Below are 22575 nucleotides of genomic sequence, written 5' to 3' on the forward strand. Positions count from 1 at the left end.
AAACCAAGTAACGCTTACGAAGTTAGTTTTACTTCGTAAAACTCTAGAAGGAGAGATTATGTTGAATTACAAAGAATATATCCGGGTGATTCCGGACTTCCCGGTGGCTGGAATCAGTTTTAAAGATATTACGACCCTGCTTCAAAACGGGGAAATGTACAAAAAGGCCATCGATGACATCAAGGCCATGGTGTCTCATCTGCAGATCGATGTCATTGCCGGTCCGGAAGCCCGGGGCTTCGTCGTCGGGGCGCCGCTTGCATACGCGCTGGGCGTCGGATTCGCGCCGATCCGCAAGAGCGGCAAGCTGCCTTACGAAACGATTGAAGTCGGTTATGATCTCGAATATGGCAAGGATAAGCTGGCCATGCACACCGACGCGATCAAGAAAGGCCAAAACGTTCTGATCGCTGACGATCTGCTTGCCACGGGCGGAACCATCTCCACATCCGTAAATCTGGTTAACCAACTGGGCGGCAACGTGGTTGGGGCGGCGTTCATGATTGAGCTTGAAGCTTTGAAGGGACGCGACAAGCTGCCTGGCGTGGAAGTATTCTCCCTCATGTCCTACGAAGATTAAAAACTGGGAGTTCGTTTCCCGGGAAATAAACGAAGAGCTGTCTGAAGTCGATATGACTTTCAGGCGGCTCTTTTTTTGCTGTTGTGATTGGATTGCCGGCGCCCTTGTGCACTCAGTATATAGTTGCGTCTACTTACAATAGGAGCGGGGGCAGTATGCGCACATAAAGTAGCAACGTTGATTTCGTCTCATCAGGCTTGGCGCAGGTTCGCAGTGGAGCGGCAGAGTTTGCCGCTGCAATAATATTGAGCTTTTTTTGAAAAGTGGCTGCATTATGAACGGAACTTGATTAGGGAAAATAACTCCACTTTTTTTAATAAATATGAAAAATATCTTTTTTATTTTTAGGCGGTTTGCTATAATCTGCCTAAAGCAGGAAACACATGCTTGGAATCATCTTTTATGATCAAAGGGGAGGCCATTGCTAATGAGGAAACAGGGAAGAGGTAGAAGTAGAGGTTTTGTTCTGACTTTGCTGTCTGTCATGCTGTTGTCGGTCGTACTCAGCGCTTGTGGAGGAGGGAATAAGGCGGATGCTCCGCCATCGCAATCCTCCGAACCGCAGCCGTCCACCGAGACGAAGAGCAGCGATCCGGTCAAGCTGGAGTTTTGGACCATCGCGCTGCAGCCTACATTCACGGACTACTTCAATAAGCTCATTGCCGATTACCAGAGCAGTCATCCGGGCGTCACGATCGATTGGAAAGACTATCCTTATGACGCGGTGACTAACAAGCTGCTGACCAGCATCGCCAGCGGCAACAGCCCGGACGTCGTGAACCTGAACACCGAATTTGCCAGCCAAATGGGCTCCAAAGGAGCCGTGCTCGATTTGAACGGATTCCTGACGGATGAAGAGAAGGGAGCTTATTTCGACGGCATCTTCAACTCCACCGTTATCGACGGCAAGGCTTATGCCCTACCTTGGTATACAGGCACCGAGGTACTCTTTATGAACACGAAAATCGTGAAGGAAGCCGGCCTGGATCCGGCGAATCCGCCGAAAACGATGGAGGAGCTGGCCGATTGGGCGCGCCAAGTGAAGGCGAAAACCGGTAAGCTCGGATATTCGCAGCAGTTCGCCTCGAAGCTGCTTCCGGTCAACGGTATTCCGATTCTGAATGATGACAAAACGGCCGCAGCCTTTAACACCCCTGAGATGACCAGCATGATCGAAACGATTCAGAAAAACATCGCCGACGGCGTCATCATGAAAGAAGACGTTCCGTTCACGAAGCAGATCCAGTATTACTCTGGGGAGCAGGTGGCCTTCGAACTGGCCGGTCCGACTTTTATCAACTTCCTGAAGACTTCGGCTCCGGACGTGTATAAGAACACGATTGCCGTACCGCTGCCGACCGGAAAAGCCGATGTCCGCTTGTCCAACTCCATGAACCTGGTCGTTCCGGCCAAGTCGAAGCATCAGAAGGAAGCGGTCGAGTTTGCGGTCTTCGTAACGAATGCCGAAAATCAGACGTCGTTCTCCAAAGCGGCCAACACGCTGCCGTCCACCAAGGAATCGATCAAGGATCCGTTCTTTACGGAAACCGACAAGTCGCTGGAGGCGGAAGCCAAGATCGCTTCGGCCAACAGCTTGGATAAGGCGGTCGACTACATGGTCGGCGTGCCGAACGCAGGGGATATCAACTCCGCCATCGCCCGCGGTCTGCAGAAAATTTTCCTGAACGGGGCTGATGTCAAAGCGACGGTGGATGCAATGGAACAGGAAGTCAACGGGGTGCTTAAGAAGTAAGGGACCTTTTGACGGAAGGCGTGCGGGGGGACTGGGTTCCCCCCGTACATTCTAGTTAGGTGGTGATCACAGAGTGTACAAATGGATGCGGTCGGAGTCATTCACGGCATGGGCTTTTATGGCCCCGGGACTTCTGGTTGTCGCTGTATTCGTATTTTGGCCTATTATTTACGGTATCCCGCTGTCCTTCACGGACTACTCGGTTATTTCCGAAACGCATTATGTCGGTGTCGATAACTTTGTGAACGCGTTTAAAGACCACAATTTCATCATTTCGCTGTGGAATTCGCTGCTGTACGTGATCGTCGTTCCGATCATCCAGATTTTGTCCATCCTGATGGCGATTCTGGTTAACGGGAAAATTCCAGGCGTGAAGTTCTTCCGAACCGCTTATTATATTCCGGTCGTGACCTCCATGGTCGCCGTGGCGCTGATCTGGAGCTGGCTTCTGAGCAACAACGGGGTCGTCAATTTTCTTTTGATTAAAGTAGGAATCATCAGCGACCAGGTATCCTGGCTCGCCACCAGCAATACAGCACTGTTCGTGCTTATGTTCATTACGATGTGGAAGGGCCTGGGCTATTACATGATGCTGTACCTGGCCGGACTCCAGGGCATTCCTTCGGATCTGTACGAGGCGGCGAGGGTGGATGGAGCGAGCAGGCTGCGCCTGATCCTGAACATCACGATTCCGCTGCTGAGACCCCACATTTTATTCTGTACCCTGATCTCTTTGATGGGGGCGATCCGCGTCTTTGACGAGGTCTATATTTTGACCAAAGGCGGACCGGGTACATCAACGCTGACATCGAGCGTCTATATTTTCCAAAAAGGTCTGGAACAGTTCAACTTCGGGTACGCCTCGGCGCTGGGGCTCATCGTCAGCGTCATTATCGCCATATTCAGCGTGCTCGTGTTCCGATTTAACCGGAAAGGCGGTGTCAATCCATACTGATGATAGCGAATCGTGGGATGAAGCAAGTGAAGACAGGGGTTCGGCTGACGATCGTCTATATTTTGCTGGTCGCGCTGGCTCTGTTTATGATGGGACCGTTTCTCTGGCTGCTCAGCGTGTCTTTGATGCCGGGGAAAAACGTGTTCGCCAACCCGCCGGCCATCCTGCCGACGTTCATTGACTTCGATAATTACGTGAAGGTTTGGCAGTTCATGAACTTTCCTAAGTATATCTATAATACGGTCGTGATTACGGTGCTCGGGGTTGTGACGAACGTCGTTCTCTCCAGCCTGACCGCGTATCCGCTGGCGACCTTTCGCTTCAAAGGAAGAGATCTTGTGTTTACCTTACTGGTGGCCACGATGATTATCCCGTCTTCGACAGCGATGATCGTGCATTATCTGACGATTCAGTCTCTGCATTTAACCGGGTCCTTTCTGGGGGTCGTACTGCCTTCGGCCGTGTCGGTGTTCAACATCTTTTTGATGCGCCAGACGTTTCTCGGGATTCCTTCGGACGTGCGGGATTCGGGAAAAATGGACGGTGCCTCCGAGTTCCGGATCTGGTGGCAGCTGATTCTGCCCTTGGTGAAGCCGGCGATTGCGGTCATTTCACTGCTGGAAATGATGGCGTTCTGGAACAACTTCCTGTGGCCGATCGTCGTGCTGGACGATCCGCAGAAGTATCCGCTCGCCGCGGCGCTGACCTACCTGAACGGCCAGTTTTCCTACAATTTCGGATGGATCGCAGCGGGAACGATGATCTCGGTGCTGCCGATTATTATCGTGTTCCTGTTTACCCAGCGTTACTACATGGAAGGCATGGCAGGCGCGATCAAAGGGTAAGAGGAGGCTAATTTATGCTAGGAAAGGAAGCTTGCAGACATGGAGAAGAGTCACAAACTGGTGTTCGTCCCTCTAGACGAACGTCCCTGCAACTATGAATTCCCGTATATGCTGGCGCAGGGAACCGAGTTTGAGATGGTCCGGCCGCCGATGGACATGATGGGTCTCAAAAAGCGCCCGGGCGATACCGAAAGGTTGTGGGCCTGGCTGGAGAAGGAGGCCGCTGACGCCGACGGGGCCATTATCGCCATAGACACGCTGCTGTACGGCGGCATCATCCCGTCCCGCCTGCATTACCTGAAGCAGTTGGAGCTTGCGAACCGGGTGGACCGGCTGCGGCGGCTGAAGGCACGGAATCCGAACTTGCGGCTCTTTGCCTTTCAGCTGATCATGCGCTGTCCGCAGTATTCGATCGCCGATGAGGAGCCGGATTACTACGGCGACTGGGGCCGGGAAATCTTCCGCAAAGGCTTTATCAGCCACCGGCAGGAGCTGGGGCTGGCCACGGCGGAAGAGAGCATGGAACTGGCCGAGATCGATACCCGGCTGCCCGCTGATGTGCTGCAGGATTACCTGGACCGCAGGGCGGTGAACATCGAGGCGATCGGCCGCGTGCTGGATGTGATTGCAGACGGCGGCATTGATTTTATGATTTTCCCTCAAGACGATTCGGCGCCATACGGTTATACGGCCAAGGATCAGCAGAAGGTCAGAGCGCAAATCTCTGAGCTCGATGTGGAGCTGCGGGCATACATGTATCCCGGCGCCGATGAGGTCGGATGCACCCTGCTGGCTCGCATGGTCAACGAAATCAAGGGAAGCACGCCGCTCATTTATCCGCGCCTTGCGGCGGTTCAGGGCAGCTTTGTCACACCGCTGTACGAGGACCGGTACTTCTATGAGACGCTGAAGTATCAAATTATGGCGGCGGGCGGCTTAATCGGTTCCGGCTGCAATGAGTCGGATTTGGTGCTGCTCGTGAATACGCCAGGAGAAACGATGGTCGAAGCCGTGTCCCAGGAGCACCCGTTCTTCGGTTACGACATCAACCGGAACATTATCGAGCTGGTGGAGTACGGAGATTATGTGATGCGGGTTCACGGCAAGCCGGCGGCTGTCGCGGACGTCGGCTATGCGAACGGCGGCGATTTGAAACTGGTGAAGCTGCTGCGGCAAAAAGGGATGCTGTTTAATCTGGCGGGTTATGCCGGATGGAATACGAGCTCCAATTCGCTGGGAACGGTCATTTCACAATCCATGCTGTACCTGCATTATGGCAGGACGCAGGAGCATCTTGACTTTCTGGCGCTGCGGTATGCCGAGGATGTCTGCTATTGCGCAGGTGTCCGGATGGAGCTGAACGCCGGTCTGGTTGAGCAGCTGGGGCTTAGCGTGTTCGAACTGGACGGCCAGCGAGGTGAAGTGTCCAGGCTGGTCAAGGAACGCCTTGGAGAAATGCTGGATCAGCGCATTAACAGCGATCAAGGGGTGGTGGAGATCACGGATTGCTTCATGCCCTGGAACCGTACTTTCGAAGTGGGACTACAAGCGCGTTTTCATGTGAAACCGCCGATATATAGATAATAGTGGCTTTGATAAGTCACATAAAAAGATGAGAGAGGGTGGACATACTGGAGCCAATACTGCAATCTCTGCGATACTGCCTGATCGCATCCTGCCAGGCGCTGCCGGATGAGCCGCTGCACGGTGCGCACATTATGGCCCGCATGGCCAAGGCCGCCGAAGAAGGCGGAGCGTCGGCGATCCGGGCCAACGGGGCGGACGACGTCCGGGCGATCAAGGCCGCGGTTTCGATCCCGGTCATCGGGATCATCAAGCGGGAGTATGCGGGATCGGACGTTTATATTACGCCTACGCTCAAGGAGGTGGAGGAGCTGCTTGAGGCTGGTGCGGACATGATCGCTTTTGACGCCACGAGACGTAGTCGGCCCGGCGGAGCCCGGCTGGAGGATCTGATCCGGCGGATGAAGCAGGCGGGAGTAGCCAGCATGGCGGATGTTTCGACACTGGATGAGGCCGTTCATGCCGCTTCCCTCGGCGTCAGCTGCGTATCGACGACGCTGTCGGGATATACGGATTATTCGCCGCAGCTCGAAGGTCCCGACCTGGAGCTGGTTGAAGAAGCGGCGGCCCGGCTGAGCATTCCGCTCATTGCCGAAGGCCGGATTCACGAGCCTTACCAGGTCGAGGAGGCGCTCAAGCTCGGCGCGCACGCCGTCGTGGTGGGCGGGGCCATTTCCAGACCGCAGCAGATCACGCGGCGCTTCTCGAACGCGGCCCGGAAGGCAGCCCAGTCGCTGAGAGCATGAGAAGGACGGGCGTCCACTGAATATGACTGGTTAATAAGGAAAGGAGCGTGGATAACGTTGATTCAAGAGCTGGTGGCTGATGTCATTATCATCGGCGGAGGACTCGGCGGAACGTCAGCCGCCCTGGCGGCGGCCAAAGCCGGGATGAAGGTGGTTGTGACCGAGGAGACCGATTGGCTCGGAGGGCAGCTGACCTCGCAGGCGGTTCCTCCCGATGAGCACCGCTGGATCGAAAGCTTCGGCTGCACGGCATCCTACCGGGAGTTCAGAAACCGGGTCAGGGATTATTACAAACGCAACTACCCACTCAACGAGCAGGCGTTAAATGATCCGGAGCTCAATCCGGGGAACGCCTGGGTCAGCAGGGTGGCGCATGAGCCGAAGGTTGCCCTGCAGGTGCTGGAGGATATGCTGGCCCCATACGTGAACACCCGCCGGATCCAGGTGCTGCTTAATTCGCGCCCTGTTCACTGCGAGACGGCGGGCGATCAGGTGGCGTCGGTAACGGTGGAGAAGACAGCTTGTCAAACCAGGTATAAGCTGAGAGGCGCGTATTTTCTGGACGCTACTGAAACCGGAGAGCTTCTTCCCCTGGCCGGTGCGGAATATGTGAGCGGAGCTGAGGCGCGAAGCGAAACGAACGAGCCGCACGCGCTGGAGGTAGCCGATCCGCTCGATATGCAGTCCATCACCCATGTGGCTGCTGTGGAATACATCCCAGACGGAAACTTTACGATCCCAAAGCCGGACAGCTATGACTTTTGGCATGAATACAAGCCCTCATTTTCTACTTATCCGATCTTAAGCTGGTATGCGAACGAAGCCGAGGATACGTCCAAATTGCGGCGGTTTACGATGTTTCCGAACGACCAGGGGATTATGTCGCTGTGGGATTACCGGCGGATCGTGGACCCCTCCCTGTGGCGCGTGCCGTTGAGCGACGGCGAGGTGACGCTGCTTAACTGGCCTATGAATGATTATTATCTGGGGCCTGTGATCGGCGTATCGGAACAGGAGCGCAAGCGTCATCTGGAGGCGGCCCGCGGGCTTACGCTGTCGCTTGTGTACTGGATGCAGACCGAAGCTCCCCGGCTTGACGGGGGATACGGGTATCCAGGCATCCGGCTGCGCGGCGACGTACTCGGCACGGAAGACGGCTTGGCGAAGTCCCCTTATATCCGGGAGTCGCGGCGGATCCGCGCGCAATACACGATCACCGAGCATGATGTCAGCCAAGAGCTTCGCGGCGCGAAGGGAATCAAGCGGTATGAGGACAGCGTCGGCGTCGGAAGCTATTATTTGGACCTGCATCCGACGACGGTGAACCAGCGGGCTTTCTTTATTCCGAACTATCCTTATGAAATTCCGCTCGGATCGCTGATTCCGGTGCGGATGACCAACCTGCTTCCGGCATGCAAAAATATCGGCATGACGCAGATCGCCAATGGCTGCTACCGGCTGCATCCGACGGAATGGAACATCGGCGAATCCGCGGGACTGTTGGCCGCTTACTCGGTGATGCACGACATTCCTCCGCGTGAAGTAAGGGCCTCGGCTGTGCATTTATGCGATTACCAGGCGATGCTGGAGCGATATGGGGTTCAGCTTCACTGGCCGGAAGGGACATTGGAAACGTAGATGCCCTGTTTTACGCCATAAATATACGAAAAAGCCGGACGGCATCTTTCGGATGCTTGTCCGGCTTTCTTGCGTATACTTTTCATATTAGAGTTGGCGGTTATACTGTTGTTCTGATTCACTGAGAGACAGCCGATTCAATGTGACACCATCCGATTTACTGTCTTCCGATCTCTTGTCACTCAATCCGGAATTTTCTCTACCAGTTCCTGCTCCTTGCCGCCCGGTTCATTGGACAGCCCGGTGACCTCAATCAGCTTGAAGAACAGGCTGAGCACGATGCCCACGACCGTGGCGAGCGCCATGCCTTTAAATTGAACGGGGCCAAGGTTGAGCTGCACGCCGCTGATGCCGACGACCAGAACCAGCGTCGCCAGGATCATGTTGGTCGGCTTGGAGAAGTCAACCTTCTGCTCGACGAAGATCCGGAGACCGGAAGCGGCGATGACCCCGAACAGCAGCAGGGATACACCGCCCATGACCGGCGTCGGAATGTTCGCGATGACCGAGGAGACCGTGCCCGAGAAGGACAGCAGGATCGCGATGACGGCCGCGCCGCCGATGACGAAGACCGAATACACTTTGGTCAGCGCCATGACGCCGATATTTTCCCCGTACGTCGTGTTCGGCGTAGAGCCGACAAAGCCGGAAAGGATAGTCGAAATGCCGTTGCCCAGCAGCGAGCGGTTCAGTCCCGGATCCTTCGACAAGTCTTTGCCCACGATGTTGCTCGTTACTAGAAGGTGGCCGATGTGCTCGACGATGACGACCAGGGATACCGGGATGATGGTCATGATGGCGGCCCAGTCCCAGCTTGGCGTGGTGACCGTCGGCATCGTAAGGAAGTGGGCGCTGGCGATCGCGTCCTTATTAACCATGCCTGGCATAAAGAAGGACAGGACGTATCCGACGACGATACCGATCAGAATGTGGATGATCTTCGGAAATCCGCGGAACAGGACCGCGCCGATGACGGTTACGCCGAGTGTCGTCATGGATAAAATAATGCTGTTCATGTCGTAGGTCATCGCGCCGGAAGCCGCGTCTGCTTTCGGAAGCAGTCCGGCCATGCCAGCTGCGGTCGGCACCAGCTCCAGTCCGATCGTGGCGACGATTGCGCCCATGGCGGCCGGCGGGAACACGACGTCGATCCAGCTCGTACCCGCGAACTGGACGATCAGGCCCACGATGACGAAGATGATACCCGTTATGATGAAGGCGCCCAGGGCCAGCGGGTAATTTTCCTTCGGATTGTCGCCGAGCACGATCAGCACCGGAGAAATGAAAGCAAAGCTGGAGCCCAGATACGCCGGAATCTTGGCCCGGCAGATCAGGATGTACAGCAGGGTGCCGATCCCGTTCATCAGCAGGATCATGCCCGGATCGACGCCGAACAGGTTCGGCACGAGCACCGTGCTTCCGAACATGGCGAAGAGGTGCTGCAGGCTGAGCAGAAAGCCCGGTCCCAGTGGAAGCCTTTCATTGACTTGAATTTCGCGTTGCAATTCGTTCACTCCCATACTTGATTTCGTCCATATCAATAAATTCATTCAATCTAATTTATCTGGAATTATGACATTTTTCAATCTTTTTTTTCACTCCCGGGGCGCAATTTGGCCAAAAAACTTGTTTGTTGTTCCCAGGCTTCCTGTTCCTGGCAGGAAATGTTGACGTAACGCCGTTCAAGCGTCATAATTATATAAAATCATTACATGACAGAACCTGCAAAGATGGATTATGACGCGGGTTCTATTTTATATAGAAGGGAAACGGAAACGACTAGAATGGGCATAGAGCGATTACTTGAAAAGGCTGGAGCCTATATAAAAGAGCCGGATTTGGACCGCATCAGGGAAGCCTATGAATTTGCGGAACAGGCCCATCACGGTCAGGTGCGCAAATCAGGCGAGCCTTATATCCTGCATCCGCTTGCGGTTGCAGATATTGTCGTGAACTTGATGATGGATACGACCTCCATCGTCGCCGCGCTTCTTCATGACGTGGTCGAGGACACGACCGTATCGCTCGAGGATATCCGTACCCGATTTGGCGCTACCTGTGCCATGCTTGTCGATGGACTGACCAAGCTGGAGCGAATCCAGTTCCGTTCCAAGGAAGAACAGCAGAACGAGAATTACCGTAAAATGTTTATCGCGATGGCGCAGGATATTCGTGTCATCGTCATTAAGCTGGCTGACCGCCTGCACAACATGCGTACATTGAAATACCAGTCCGAGGATAGTCAGCGGCGGATCGCTTATGAGACGCTCGAAATCTTTTGTCCGATTGCCGACCGTCTCGGTATTTCAGCGATCAAGAGCGAAATGGAGGATTTGTCGCTCCGTTACCTCAATCCGCAGCAGTATTACCGCATCGCCAACCTGATCCACAAGAAGAAGGCTGAGCGTGAGCAGTTCGTCGAAAACGTCATCGTCCGGATCCGCGAAAAGCTGGAGGAGATGGGCATTGAGGGCGATTTGTCGGGACGGCCGAAGCATATCTACAGCGTCTTTAATAAAATGACGACCAAAAACAAGCAGTTCAACGAAATCTACGATTTGCTCGCGATCCGTATTATTGTGGATAACATTAAGGACTGTTATGCCACCCTGGGAATTATCCATACGCTGTGGAAGCCGATGCCGGGCCGGTTCAAGGACTATATCGCCATGCCGAAGGCCAACATGTACCAGTCGCTGCATACGACTGTAGTCGGGCCTAACGGCGAGCCGACCGAGGTTCAGATCCGGACCTGGGAAATGCACCGGACCGCCGAGTACGGAATCGCGGCACACTGGGCATATAAAGAAGGTACAACGGCCGTCGGCGGCAACTTTGAGAATAAAATGACCTTTTTCCGCGAGATTCTGGAGCTGCAGCATGAAGCCAAGGACGCTTCGGAATTTGTGGAATCGCTCAAAATGGACTTTTTCTCGGATCTTGTTTTTGTGTTTACGCCAAAAGGCGAGGTCATTGAACTGCCTTCCGGCTCGGTGCCGCTGGATTTTGCTTACCGGATTCATACGGAGGTCGGAAACCGGACCATCGGGGCCAAGGTGAACGGGCGGATCGTACCGCTGGATCACCGTCTCAAAACCGGGGATATTGTCGAGATTTTGACGTCCAAGCATTCTTACGGACCGAGCGGCGACTGGCTGAAGATCGCCCAATCCTCGCATGCGCGGAGCAAGATCAAGCAGTGGTTCAAGAAGGAAAAACGGGAAGAGAACGTGGAGAAGGGCCGCGAAATGGTCGAGCGCGAGCTGAAGGGCCGCGGCCTGGACATCTCTGAATGGATGACGGACGAGAAGCTGCTGGAAGTGGCGAAGAAGTTTTCGTTCAACGATATCGAAGACATGCTGTCGGGCGTCGGCTTTGGCGGCATTACCGCAGCGCAGATTTGTACCCGCCTGACGGAGCGGCTCCGCAAGGAGCAGGAGGAAGCCAGCTTGCTGGAGCTCACGACCGAGAAGAAGGAAATCAAGCCGGCCGAGAAGAGATCGCGCCCGACCAACGGCGTTCGGGTCAAAGGAATCGACAACCTGCTCGTGCGGTTCGCCCGCTGCTGTAATCCGGTGCCCGGGGACGATATCGTCGGTTACGTCACCCGCGGCCGCGGCGTATCGGTGCATCGCGCGGACTGTCCGAACATTCCGGCGTCGGGCGACGGTGAAGAAGCCGCACGCGTGATCGAAGTCGAGTGGGAAACCGAGATCGAGGCGAATTACAGCGTCGATATCGAAATTACGGGACATGACCGGAATGGGCTCCTGAACGAGGTGCTTCAGGCGGTATCGGAGAGCAAAACGAACATTTCCGCGGTGACCGGGCGCTCGGACAAAAACAAAATGGCCCTCATCCACATGACGATTCTGATCCGCAACACCGATCATTTGCAGTCGGTCGTGGAACGGATCAAGCGCGTCAAGGATGTGTACACTGTACACCGGATCATTCAGTAAGGATTATTCAGTAAGGGCCTGGGAATGCACGTCGCACACCTGAGTATTCATTGATAGCTCAAGGTGCCCGGGGGAGCGGAACAAGCGAAGGAGCGTAGAGAGACAGCATGAAAGTGGTTGTACAGCGCTGTAAGGAAGCGCAGGTTACGGTAGATGGGGAGGTCACGGGGGCGATCGGCCAGGGGCTGATGGTGCTCGTCGGCGTGACCCATGAGGACACGGACAAAGACGCGAAATATTTGGCTGATAAGGTTGCCGGACTGCGCATTTTTGAAGATGATGAGGGGAAAATGAACTACAGCGTCATGGAAGTTGGCGGGGGCATACTGTCCGTGTCGCAGTTCACCCTGTACGGCGACTGCCGCAAAGGCAAACGCCCGAACTTCATGGCCGCGGCCAAGCCGGATATCGCGGAAGGTTTGTACGAACAATTCAACCGCGAGCTCAGAGACAAAGGGCTTGAGGTCGCCACCGGCCGGTTCGGGGCGATGATGGACGTCACCTTTACCAACTGGGGGCCGGTCACGCTGATTATCGACAGCAAAGGGGCATAGAAACGGTAAATATCGGGCAAAATAGGGATGAGCATCCGCCATTTATATACACATAAGGAGTTCATCCAATATGCGCCAATCCGTTCAGACCCAAACGCTGCAGTCGCTGCCGCTTGCGCCGGTCGCCTCGCTGCATGAGGCCGCCAAGACGATGCAGGCCGTACGGGAAATCCCTTTTCCCTTATGGACCTTGTACACGAAGGGAATCGGCCGGCAGCAGACCATCCGGTAGTCGGCCCATGATTGTTTCAAGTAAATAGAACCGAGCAGAACCCTCTTTTGTTGCGAAAGAGGGTTCTTTTCTATAGAAAAGAGCCCTTTTGCTGTTATTTGAGGTGATCCGCTCCAAGTTTATTACGAATATCCACCCCCCATTTTGACTTGCCTGGCTCGCAATCCGAAAATTCCGCCTCTTCTCCTTTCTTTCCTTGCGAATGGATCCGCGAGCATGTTATAAACGTGCGCGTTTCGGGTAATAACAAGGCGTGGACCACTTATCCATGAAAGGAGAACGATATTCCATGAGCAAGGTTGCATTTTTGCTAGCGAACGCATTTGAAGATTCGGAAATGAAAGTCCCATATGATGAAGTCAACAAAGCGGGCCATGACACGGATATTATCGGCCTCCAGCAGGGTGAGAAGCTGACCGGTAAAAACGGCGAAGCCTCGTATACGGCGGACAAAGCTATCGCGGACGCGAAGGCGGCCGATTACGACGCCGTCGTTATTCCCGGAGGCTCTTCTCCGGAGAACCTGCGGCTGAACAAGGATGTGCTGAACTTCGTGAAGGAGATCAACAGCGCCGGCAAGCCGATCGCCGCGATTTGCCACGGCCCGCAAATTTTAATCAGTGCCGGTCTGCTGAAAGGCAGAACGATCACCTCGTACCCGCCGCTGCAGGATGACATGGTGAACGCCGGCGCGGAATTCAAGCATGAGGAGGTCGTTCTGGACGGCAACTTCATCACTTCACGGACTCCCAAAGACGAACCGGCCTTTGTCCGGGAACTGCTGAACGTGCTGTAAGGCTCCGGGAGTGCCTTGGAAGCTTTCGTTTTGTGATTCATGATTTTAAATAGAGATGGAGGTAATGTATCATGACGAAGCAAATTCAAGCGTACTTCAAAACCGAGGATGACGCGGAAAGCGCAAAAACGAAGCTGATTGGCTTCCAAACGGAGCACCTTGAGGTAAGCCGGCTTGGAGAGGGCATCGGCAGTGACCGCCGCATCCTGCTACCAATCGCCCCCGTCAATTTTAGCGGCAGCTCCAATGCTGCAGGAACGTCAGGTGCGGTAGGCGTGCCTACCGCTTACCCGGCTGCAGGCATCCCCGTGGTGGACGACCGAGATCCGGACGAGCTGTCCGAGGAGGACCGCGAACGCCGTGCGGACGAGGGAGGCGACCTGCTCTCGGGAGCGGTGGACGTGTCCCTGAACGATGAGGACTACCGGGACCTGGAGTACGTCCTTGCTGCCAAAGTGCCTGACGATACTTATCAGGACGTTGTCAATAAACTGCGGGCAAGCGGCGGTTATGTGGAAATTTTCGACTGATTTCCTCAGAAGTCGATGCAAAGAAAGCGCTTAGTAAAGCGCTTTCTTTTATGTAATATAACTGTAATATTAGATTCATATTTCCTTAATATTGGCTGTCTATAATAACAGCATGACCCCCTTTTTTAATATATTACCTTATTGAACCTACAATATGATTGTAGGTTTTTTCTTTGCAGAAATGTATGTAAATTGACAGCTGCATCCATTTTGTGACAGAGGCTCTTGACTTTAGTGCAGCGGTTCATTACAATCTAAAAATAATCTAAAATCGATTTGATGACGGGACCAAGTAGTCCGTGCCCCACCATGCAGAGAGGAATCCCTTAGGCTGAGAGGATTCTATGGATGACCGGATGAATGACTTCCCCGAGAACAGGCGGCGAAAGTGGCTTGCGGCGCAGGATGTGCGCTGTTCCAGATCATGAGTAGACGTGCTGCGCTGAACGGGCGTTAATCGTTTGGAGCGGATACATAAGAAGTATCCGGAATGTGGGTGGTACCACGGGAATCAATGAATAACGATCTCTCGTCCCTGTTGGCTTGTTCAAGCGCAGGGGTGAGGGATTTTTTTGTTAGCTACAAATGATCTATGAAAAGAGGGGTTGCTATGGCTTACCAAAAACCGACGGGCACGCAGGATTTGCTGCCGGGCACGGTGGAGAAATGGCAGTTTGTCGAAGAAAAAGCCAGAGATTTGTGCCGGCGGTTCAATTACCGCGAAATCCGCACGCCGATGTTCGAGCAGACCGAACTGTTTGAGCGCGGCGTTGGCGAAACGACGGATATCGTCGAAAAAGAGATGTACACGTTCAAGGACAAGGGCGACCGCAGCATGACGCTGCGCCCGGAAGGCACTGCCGGCGTGGTCCGCTCCTACGTCGAAAACAAGCTGTACGGTGAACCCGATGTCACCAAGCTTTACTACATCGGCCCGATGTTCCGCTACGAGCGTCCTCAGGCGGGACGTTACCGCCAGTTCCATCAGTTTGGGATCGAGGCGTTCGGTGCATTGGATCCGGCTATCGATGCGGAAGTCGTCTCGCTCGGATACCAGTTCTGCAAAGACCTCGGCCTGCAGGGCGTGACCGTGGAGATCAACTCCGTGGGCAATCCCGCCAGCCGGGCGGCGTACCGCGAGAAGCTGCTCGCGTTTCTGACGCCGATGAAAGACACGCTGTGCAAGGACTGCCAGTCGCGGATGGAGCGCAACCCGATGCGGGTGCTGGACTGCAAGATCGACCAGGACAAATTCATCGATGCGCCATCGATTCTGGACAGCCTGGACGAGGAGTGCACCACGCACTTCGAGCAGGTGAAGGCATACCTCACCGCGATGGAGGTCGACTTCAAGGTCAACCACCGGCTGGTGCGCGGCCTTGACTATTACACCCACACCGCTTTCGAATACAAGGCGCAGGGTATCGGCGCGATCGATACGATCGGCGGCGGCGGGCGCTATAACGGCCTCGTCGGCGAAATCGGCGGTCCGGACCAGCCGGGCATCGGCTTCGGCATCGGCCTGGAGCGGATCCTGCTGATCCTCGACAAGCAGGAGATCGACCTTCAAGCGGTGAAGCCGCTGGACGTCTACCTGGTGGCGCTCGGCGAAGCGGCCGACCGCGAAATCACCAAGCAGCTGTACCTGCTGCGCAAGGAAGGCTTTGCCGCAGAGCGTGACTACCTGGGCCGCAAAATGAAAGCACAGATGAAGTCCGCTGACCGCCTGAAGGCGCGTTATACCGCGATTCTCGGGGACGACGAGCTCTCGCGCGGGGAAATCGCCCTGAAGTCGATGGAAACCGGCGAGCAGCAGACGGTGAAGCTCAGCGAACTGCATTTGGCATTACGTAAATCCGCCGATAAGGCTGAATAAATATACCAATTAAAAGGGGAATGACAAAACATGCATAGGACCCATCAATGCGGTAGCCTGACCACCGCGAACATTGGAGAAACGGTAACATTAAACGGCTGGGTGCAAACCCGCCGTGACCTCGGGGGCGTCTTGTTTATCGACCTGCGCGACCGCAGCGGCATCGTGCAGATCGTATTCAATCCGGCATACTCCGGCGAGGCCCTGGCCATCGCCGACCGAGTGCGCAGCGAATACGTGCTGTCCGTCACAGGTAAAGTTGTGCAGCGCGACGCAGAAACGGTCAACCCGAACCTGCCGACCGGTCAAATTGAAGTGCAGATTACCGAGATCGAAGTGCTGAACGGCGCCAAAACGCCTCCGTTCTTCATCGAAGACGGTGTGGAAGTTGATGAGTCGCTTCGCCTCAAATACCGTTACCTGGACCTTCGCCGTCCGGAAATGCAAAAAACGCTGCTGCTCCGCTCCAAAGCATCGAAGATCTTCCGTGACTTCCTGGACGGAGAAGGCTTCATTGAAGTCGAAACGCCGATCTTGACAAAAAGCTCTCCGGAAGGCGCACGCGACTATCTCGTACCGAGCCGGGTGCATGAAGGCGAGTTCTTCGCTTTGCCGCAGTCCCCTCAGCAGTATAAGCAGCTTCTGATGGTAGGCGGCATCGAGCGTTATTTCCAAATCGCCCGCTGCTTCCGGGACGAAGACCTGCGCGCCGACCGGCAGCCGGAGTTCACGCAGGTGGACATCGAAACGTCCTTTATGAACCAGGACGAGCTTCTGGGCATGATGGAGCAGCTGATGGCCCGCCTGTTCAAAGAAACGGTTAACGTAGACATTCCTTTGCCTTTCCAGCGCCTGACTTATGCCGAAGCGATGGATAAATACGGCTCTGACAAACCGGATCTCCGGTTTGGGCTGGAATTGATCCAAGTCAGCGACCTGGTAGCTTCCAGCGGCGTCAAGGTGTTTGCTTCCGTCGTCGAAAAAGGCGGAGAAGTCAAAGTGCTGAATGCCAAAGGCTGCGGCACGTGGAGCCGTAAAGAAATCGACGATCTGGGTCCGTTCGCGGCCCGTTACGGCGCCAAAGGCTTGGCCTGGATTCAAGTCAAGGAAGGCGAGTTCAAAGGGCCGATCGTGAAGTTCTTTACACCTGAAGAGATCGAAGCGCTGAGAGAGCGCACCGGAGCCGAAGAAGGCGACCTGCTGCTCTTCTCCGCTGACAATAAAAAAGTCGTAGCTGACGTGCTTGGCGCGCTTCGCCTGAAAATCGGCAAACAGCTCGGCCTGATCAACGAAAATGAGTTCAAATTTGCCTGGGTGGTTGACTTCCCGCTGCTCGAGTGGGATGAGGAAGAGAAACGTTACGTTGCTCTGCACCATCCGTTCACCCGTCCGCGCGACGAAGACCAGCATCTGTTTGAAACCGATCCGGGCAGCATTCTGGCCCAAGCTTACGACATCGTGCTGAACGGTTACGAAGTCGGCGGCGGTTCCATGCGGATCTACAAGCGCGACATGCAGGAGAAAATGTTCGCGGCCCTCGGCTTGTCGCCTGAGGATGCCAAAGACAAATTCGGCCACCTGCTGGATGCCTTTGAATACGGCACGCCACCTCACGGCGGCATCGCATTTGGCCTGGACCGGCTTGTGATGCTGCTCTCCGGACGCAGCAACCTGCGCGAAACGATCGCCTTCCCGAAAACGGCCAGTGCGACCGATCTGCTCATGGATGCACCGTCGCCGGTCGACCAAGGGCAGCTTGAACAGCTTCACATCAAGCTCGTGAAAAAGCCGGGAGAAGAAAAGAAAGTTCATTCTTAAGTTAAGGGAGGCCACCTGACGATATGCTTAATCAATTTTCACGTACGGAGCTGGCCATCGGGCCGGAAGGCCTGGAAGTCATGAAAAATAGCACGGTGGCGGTCCTCGGCATCGGCGGGGTGGGGTCCATTGCGGTGGAAGCCCTGGCCCGCACCGGGGTCGGCCGCATTATTTTGATCGATAAAGACGTGGTTGACATTACCAATATCAACCGCCAGATCCATGCATTGACGACGACCATCGGCCAGAAGAAGGCAGATCTGATGGTAGAACGAGTCAAATTAATCAATCCGGACATCGATGCGATCGCATTGAACATGTTTTATACCGAAGAAACCTATCAGGAGCTGTTTAAGTATGAGCTGGATTACGTGCTGGACGCATCGGATACCGTATCCTACAAAATCCATCTCATCAAAGAGTGCCTGAACCGCAAAATCCCGATCATTTCCAGCATGGGCGCGGCCAATAAAATGGACCCGACCAAATTCCAGGTTGCGGATATTTCCAAGACGACGATGGATCCGATCGCCCGGGTCATCCGGACAAAACTGCGCAAAGACGGCATCAAAAAAGGCGTCAAGGTCGTGTTCTCGACCGAAGAGCCGATCAAGCCGCGCGTAGACGTGACGGAAAAAATCGTTCCGGAGAACGCACCGGAGATCCGTAAGGCAAAGCAGCCGCCGGCCAGCAACGCCTACGTACCTCCTGTCGTCGGCCTCATCATGGTGAGCGTTGCCGTGAAGGACCTGCTGGCCAAAGCAGAAATTCAGGTATAACGAAATCCCGGAGCCGACCGGGCAGACGCTCGCGAAATAACGGGCATAACTGAAGCAAGTGATGGCGCGCGAGGCCGTATAACGGCGCTCGCGCCTTTTATTTTACAAATATGGTATAAATAAAATAGGTTGGACACCGTTTGTCGAACAGGAGGACTATTGTTGAAATCTAGTTTTTGGCACCGCAGCCTGGGGCTGCTGCCGGGAGACAGCTGGAAGAAAGAATGGATTGCGGGTGCTGTTTCGTATTTTTCCGTCGTATATATTGTGATGGTTAATGCGAATATTTTGCACGACGCGGGGATGCCGCTGAAGGCCGCCATGGTGGGAACGCTGCTGACGTCGGTTGTGGGCTGCCTCCTGATGGCCTTTGGCGGCAAGTCGCCGATTGTGGTCGTACCGGGCATGGGCATCAACGCCTTCTTCACGTACACCCTGGTGCATTCCATGAAGCTGTCCTGGCAGGAAGCGCTGATGGTCGTCGCGGTCACGGGCGTATTATTTTCGATCGTTTCCTTTACGTCCTTGTACCGGATCGTGAGCGAGGCCATCCCGCACAACCTGAAGCACGGCATCACGGTAGGGATCGGGCTGTTTCTGACGTTTATCGGGCTGCAGAAAAGCCAAATCGTGATCGCCCACCAGACGACTTTTGTCACCATCGGACATTTCAGCGACCCGGCCGTCATCGTGTCCTGCTTTACGCTGCTGCTTGCCCTGATTTTGTTTATCCGTGGCGTGCAGGGAGGGCTTCTCATCAGCATTCTGCTGGGAACGGGACTGGCTTATTTGCTCGGTGCCGTCAAGCCGGTACAGCTCGAATCCGGACATACCTTCCGCCAGTACGGGGAGCTGTTCGGCCATCTGTCAGCGGCAGGGATCGGCAGCCTGGTGTTCTGGATCGCCGTCTTTCTGCTGCTTCTGATCGTCGTCTTTGAAAATATCGGCCTCATCGCGGCGCAAACCCAGATGATCGGCCGGCCGGAACATTTTAAAGGCAGCCTCCGAGCGCTGTCGATATCGAACATCTTCGCCGGAATATTCGGGAGCAGTCCCGTGGTGGCGGCTGCGGAAACCTCAGCCGGGATTGCCGCCGGGGGGAGAACCGGGCTGTCGGCGCTCGTATCCGGCCTGCTGTTCGGAGCGACCTTTTTCTTCATCCCGCTTCTGAGCTACATACCGGACAGTGCTATCGCGCCCGTACTGATCGTGATCGGCGGGCTGATGGTCCAGAACGTCAAAGAGATGGAGTTTACGGATTTGACCGAAGCGTTTCCAGCGTTTCTCATTATGGTCATGATCCCTTTTACGTACAGCATTGTGGACGGCATGGCTTTCGGCTTTATCGCTTACCCGGTGGTAAAGCTGGCCCAGGGCAGAGGCCGGGAGGTTTCGCCTGTGCTGTACGGCATTGCCGCGCTGTTTGTGGCGAACTTCGTGCTGCATGCATTCCTCTAAGGCGTAAATCGCGGAAGTGGAGGCGCGTGAAAGGGGACCCGTTTAAGGGCGGGTGGATCTTTCCGGTTTGGGGTAATGGATAAGGACAGTTAGCAGCTGTCCTGAACCGTTTTTTCAGTGAATTATTTAGGAGGATTTCAAGAGATGACACTTATTCAATCGTTTACCGAAGGGCAGGAAATTACGGGCTTCTATCTGCTGAAATCGCTGCAGGTCAAACAGACGAACGCCACGCCGCCCAAGGATTATTTGGATATGATCTTATCGGATACGAGCGGGGAAATCCCGGCGAAACTGTGGGACACCTCCTCGACGGACAAGGAGACGTTCTTTGCACCTATGCTCGTTAAAGTGCGCGGCATCGTCCAGCTGTACCGGGAGCGGCTGCAATTTAAAGTAACGCAGATTCGGCCGGCCAAGGATGAGGACGGGTACAGCATTACTGATTTCGTACGGTCGGCTCCCGTTCAGCCGGCGGACTTGGTCTATACGATCAAGGCGGCGGCGGCAAGCGTCCAGGATCCGGAGCTCCGCAAAATTATCGAGCACTGCTACGGCAAGGTTGGGGATAAGCTCATGCATTATCCGGCTGCCAAAGGCATGCACCATGCTTTTTACGCCGGCCTGGCCTACCATGTCGTGCGGATGCTGGAGCTGGCCGAGTTCGTGTGCATGCAGCGGCCGTTTTTGAATCGGGATCTGCTCGTGGCGGGCATTATTTTGCACGATATTGCCAAGACGGAAGAACTGACGGCGGAGCTGGGCATCGTCAGCGAGTACAGCTTCACCGGTAAGCTGATCGGCCACATTCCGCTTGCGGTCAGCTGGATCACGGAGGCGGCGGTGCTTCACGGCATGGACCTGAACGCGGAGAAAATCGTGCTGCTGCAGCACGTTATTCTGGCCCATCACAACTTAGCCGAGTGGGGCAGTCCGGTGCAGCCGCAAATACCGGAGGCGCTTGCCCTGCATCTCATCGACCAGATGGATGCCAAGCTGCAAGCCGCCGAGGACGCCATCGATACGATGTCCATGACGGATGAATGGACCACGCCGGTACGGGCGCTGGAGAACAAGGCGTTCTACCGTTCGAAATACGGCAAGGCTTAATGTTGTGAGCATTTTCGTCTGATTTCCGGACTTTATACGATATACGATTCTGAATTCATCAATAATGGGGAATGTTAAAACAGTCAGTGTGCGTTGACCCGCCCTGGCTGTTTTTTGATCTTTAACGGCAAATAACGCATTGGGCAGCCGGATCTTACATCGCGTGAGAAGCGGCTGAGCGGAGGGCGATTGCTTGCAGGAATCAGATTGCGATTTTTCCGGTTTATGGTAAAATCTTCACCAATACAAATGGCTATTGAGATCCATGATGAAATAAAGGAGCATGCCCTTGCGAAATGTAACGGTGGGAATGATTATACGAAGGCTGCTAATTTTTGCTTTTGCCGCGCTGCTGCTGTTCCAGCTGGTTGACTGGCTCCCATGGAGAGACGGCAACCGGTTTTTGATCGCGGGCTTGAAAAACGACGGCCGGGTTACGGCGTATCCGGTGAACCGGAAACTGAACATGGATGACGATACATTTACATTAAAGGAACTGTACATCACCTCCAAGCGAACCGCGATCCACTACGCCTTCCGCAAAAAGGTGAGGGACGGGTGGTCCTTCCCGACGGCTTCCGTGAAGCTGATGGACGCGTCAGGAAACGAACTGATCCAGCATGGGGCGAGCAGCACCGGAGTGCCATGGGGAGAGAACGGATGGATCTATTTTGACCCGCTGCCTGCGGGGACGAAGAAGCTGACCCTCCGCTATGATTGGTATGACCGGCAGAGTGAGCTGCCGATTCTCCTGGAGAAGGAGGAGAGCACCAAATGAAGATCAGCAGGCTGTGCGGAGTGCTGGAGTGGTGTGCGGTCCTGATTTTGTTCATCATCCTGCTGTGGGTATCCGGACTGGATCGTGGTAGCTTTACGGCGCAGGGCGCCCATGAGCTTTCCGAGCGAAGCTATCATTACGGGCCGTCCAAGGTCGTGAGGAAGGTTCAGGTGGATCAGAATACGGTGGTGTTCCTGGGCACCTACAAGCAGTGGTTTTCTGCCGATACGGTCACCTGGAGCCATTTTAAATGGCACCCCAGCGGAGGTGTTGCCGGTGTGCCCAAAAACTCGGAAAAACCGCTGGCCTACAGCTGGGATGTTAAGAGCACCGGGTCGGATGGCGGGATGGCCAAATTTTACGGTTATGTCAACGATCCCGACATCGTTACCGTGGAACTGGGTGTGGTGATGGAGGACCGCGGCAGCAATACAGCGACGTACGGATCGGAGCGGCAGCGCATATCGGATGACCGCATGTTCCTGTTTGTGTGGAAAACGGAGGGACGGGATTTCTCATGGCAATCCATCAAAGGACTGGACCGGGAGGGAAAGGTCAGGTACGAGCATAAGCTGCAGTAA

General features: G+C 54.9%; 20 protein-coding genes. 19 read left to right on the forward strand and 1 reads right to left on the reverse strand.

What is annotated here, in order from left to right; genetic code table 11:
* The first annotated feature begins 61 nt into the window (after positions 1-61).
* The 7 genes from ABID47_RS00165 (at position 62) to ABID47_RS00195 (ending at position 8101) form a co-directional block, all read left to right on the forward strand.
* Positions 62-580, forward strand: a complete 519-nt coding sequence (locus ABID47_RS00165) for an adenine phosphoribosyltransferase (RefSeq protein WP_354495647.1) — start codon at positions 62-64, stop codon at positions 578-580.
* 427 nt (positions 581-1007) lie between these two features.
* Positions 1008-2333: an ABC transporter substrate-binding protein gene (locus tag ABID47_RS00170; RefSeq protein ID WP_076176989.1), complete on the forward strand. Its 1326-nt coding sequence runs from the start codon at positions 1008-1010 to the stop codon at positions 2331-2333.
* A gap of 73 nt (positions 2334-2406) precedes the next feature.
* Positions 2407-3288, forward strand: a complete 882-nt coding sequence (locus ABID47_RS00175; RefSeq protein WP_145142792.1) for a carbohydrate ABC transporter permease — start codon at positions 2407-2409, stop codon at positions 3286-3288.
* Positions 3289-3374: 86 nt separating this feature from the next.
* Positions 3375-4133 (forward strand): carbohydrate ABC transporter permease, encoded by a 759-nt coding sequence (locus ABID47_RS00180; RefSeq protein ID WP_373319006.1) that lies wholly within the window; start codon positions 3375-3377, stop codon positions 4131-4133.
* A 39-nt stretch (positions 4134-4172) separates the two neighbouring features.
* Positions 4173-5717, forward strand: coding sequence for a DUF4127 family protein (locus ABID47_RS00185; protein WP_354494395.1), 1545 nt, complete (start codon positions 4173-4175; stop codon positions 5715-5717).
* Between the two features lie 44 nt (positions 5718-5761).
* Positions 5762-6463 carry an N-acetylmannosamine-6-phosphate 2-epimerase gene (locus tag ABID47_RS00190; protein WP_354495649.1) on the forward strand — a complete coding sequence of 234 codons (702 nt, stop codon included), beginning with the start codon at positions 5762-5764 and terminating at the stop codon, positions 6461-6463.
* A 57-nt stretch (positions 6464-6520) separates the two neighbouring features.
* Positions 6521-8101 carry an FAD-dependent oxidoreductase gene (locus tag ABID47_RS00195; protein WP_354494397.1) on the forward strand — a complete coding sequence of 527 codons (1581 nt, stop codon included), beginning with the start codon at positions 6521-6523 and terminating at the stop codon, positions 8099-8101.
* Positions 8102-8283: 182 nt separating this feature from the next.
* Here the strand turns inward: ABID47_RS00195 and uraA are convergent, their stop codons facing one another.
* Positions 8284-9606 (reverse strand): uracil permease, encoded by a 1323-nt coding sequence (uraA, locus tag ABID47_RS00200; protein ID WP_354494399.1) that lies wholly within the window; start codon positions 9604-9606, stop codon positions 8284-8286.
* 279 nt (positions 9607-9885) lie between these two features.
* Between uraA and ABID47_RS00205 the strand changes: the two genes are divergently transcribed.
* The 12 genes from ABID47_RS00205 (at position 9886) to ABID47_RS00260 (ending at position 22575) form a co-directional block, all read left to right on the forward strand.
* Positions 9886-12063, forward strand: a complete 2178-nt coding sequence (locus ABID47_RS00205; protein WP_354494401.1) for a RelA/SpoT family protein — start codon at positions 9886-9888, stop codon at positions 12061-12063.
* A gap of 107 nt (positions 12064-12170) precedes the next feature.
* Positions 12171-12617 (forward strand): D-aminoacyl-tRNA deacylase, encoded by a 447-nt coding sequence (gene dtd, locus ABID47_RS00210; protein ID WP_105441533.1) that lies wholly within the window; start codon positions 12171-12173, stop codon positions 12615-12617.
* Positions 12618-12687: 70 nt separating this feature from the next.
* Positions 12688-12849: a hypothetical protein gene (locus ABID47_RS00215; protein WP_163879807.1), complete on the forward strand. Its 162-nt coding sequence runs from the start codon at positions 12688-12690 to the stop codon at positions 12847-12849.
* A gap of 289 nt (positions 12850-13138) precedes the next feature.
* A complete protein-coding gene (locus tag ABID47_RS00220) occupies positions 13139-13645 on the forward strand; it encodes a type 1 glutamine amidotransferase domain-containing protein (protein WP_354494404.1) in 507 nt (168 codons plus the stop codon).
* A gap of 71 nt (positions 13646-13716) precedes the next feature.
* Positions 13717-14175 carry a hypothetical protein gene (locus ABID47_RS00225; protein WP_354494406.1) on the forward strand — a complete coding sequence of 153 codons (459 nt, stop codon included), beginning with the start codon at positions 13717-13719 and terminating at the stop codon, positions 14173-14175.
* A 610-nt stretch (positions 14176-14785) separates the two neighbouring features.
* Positions 14786-16051 carry a histidine--tRNA ligase gene (gene hisS, locus ABID47_RS00230; RefSeq protein ID WP_116229363.1) on the forward strand — a complete coding sequence of 422 codons (1266 nt, stop codon included), beginning with the start codon at positions 14786-14788 and terminating at the stop codon, positions 16049-16051.
* Positions 16052-16081: 30 nt separating this feature from the next.
* Positions 16082-17869 carry an aspartate--tRNA ligase gene (gene aspS / locus ABID47_RS00235; protein ID WP_145157724.1) on the forward strand — a complete coding sequence of 596 codons (1788 nt, stop codon included), beginning with the start codon at positions 16082-16084 and terminating at the stop codon, positions 17867-17869.
* 23 nt (positions 17870-17892) lie between these two features.
* Entirely contained in the window at positions 17893-18648 is a 756-nt protein-coding gene (locus ABID47_RS00240; protein ID WP_116229365.1) for a tRNA threonylcarbamoyladenosine dehydratase, read from the forward strand.
* 162 nt (positions 18649-18810) lie between these two features.
* Complete coding sequence (locus ABID47_RS00245; RefSeq protein ID WP_145142813.1) at positions 18811-20106, forward strand: NCS2 family permease; 1296 nt, start codon at positions 18811-18813, stop codon at positions 20104-20106.
* 144 nt (positions 20107-20250) lie between these two features.
* A complete protein-coding gene (locus ABID47_RS00250; RefSeq protein WP_076177002.1) occupies positions 20251-21216 on the forward strand; it encodes a 3'-5' exoribonuclease YhaM family protein in 966 nt (321 codons plus the stop codon).
* A 289-nt stretch (positions 21217-21505) separates the two neighbouring features.
* Positions 21506-21994, forward strand: coding sequence for a DUF5643 domain-containing protein (locus ABID47_RS00255; protein WP_354494410.1), 489 nt, complete (start codon positions 21506-21508; stop codon positions 21992-21994).
* Positions 21991-22575: a DUF5044 domain-containing protein gene (locus ABID47_RS00260; RefSeq protein WP_354494412.1), complete on the forward strand. Its 585-nt coding sequence runs from the start codon at positions 21991-21993 to the stop codon at positions 22573-22575. Before ABID47_RS00255 ends, ABID47_RS00260 begins: the two co-directional genes overlap by 4 nt.

The sequence above is a fragment of the Paenibacillus favisporus genome (genome assembly GCF_040545415.1).
Classification (GTDB): Bacteria; Bacillota; Bacilli; order Paenibacillales; family Paenibacillaceae; genus Paenibacillus_AQ; species Paenibacillus_AQ favisporus.

Bases quoted from the DNA above. Each gene is read 5' to 3' on its own strand.
- ABID47_RS00170 (WP_076176989.1), top strand. From the start codon at position 1,008: ATGAGGAAACAGGGAAGAGGTAGAAGTAGAGGTTTTGTTCTGACTTTG.
- ABID47_RS00250 (WP_076177002.1), top strand. From the start codon at position 20,251: ATGACACTTATTCAATCGTTTACCGAAGGGCAGGAAATTACGGGCTTC.
- ABID47_RS00220 (WP_354494404.1), top strand. From the start codon at position 13,139: ATGAGCAAGGTTGCATTTTTGCTAGCGAACGCATTTGAAGATTCGGAA.
- ABID47_RS00225 (WP_354494406.1), top strand. From the start codon at position 13,717: ATGACGAAGCAAATTCAAGCGTACTTCAAAACCGAGGATGACGCGGAA.
- ABID47_RS00205 (WP_354494401.1), top strand. From the start codon at position 9,886: ATGGGCATAGAGCGATTACTTGAAAAGGCTGGAGCCTATATAAAAGAG.
- hisS (WP_116229363.1), top strand. From the start codon at position 14,786: ATGGCTTACCAAAAACCGACGGGCACGCAGGATTTGCTGCCGGGCACG.
- dtd (WP_105441533.1), top strand. From the start codon at position 12,171: ATGAAAGTGGTTGTACAGCGCTGTAAGGAAGCGCAGGTTACGGTAGAT.
- ABID47_RS00260 (WP_354494412.1), top strand. From the start codon at position 21,991: ATGAAGATCAGCAGGCTGTGCGGAGTGCTGGAGTGGTGTGCGGTCCTG.
- ABID47_RS00215 (WP_163879807.1), top strand. From the start codon at position 12,688: ATGCGCCAATCCGTTCAGACCCAAACGCTGCAGTCGCTGCCGCTTGCG.
- ABID47_RS00180 (WP_373319006.1), top strand. From the start codon at position 3,375: ATGATGGGACCGTTTCTCTGGCTGCTCAGCGTGTCTTTGATGCCGGGG.
- aspS (WP_145157724.1), top strand. From the start codon at position 16,082: ATGCATAGGACCCATCAATGCGGTAGCCTGACCACCGCGAACATTGGA.
- ABID47_RS00240 (WP_116229365.1), top strand. From the start codon at position 17,893: ATGCTTAATCAATTTTCACGTACGGAGCTGGCCATCGGGCCGGAAGGC.
- ABID47_RS00185 (WP_354494395.1), top strand. From the start codon at position 4,173: ATGGAGAAGAGTCACAAACTGGTGTTCGTCCCTCTAGACGAACGTCCC.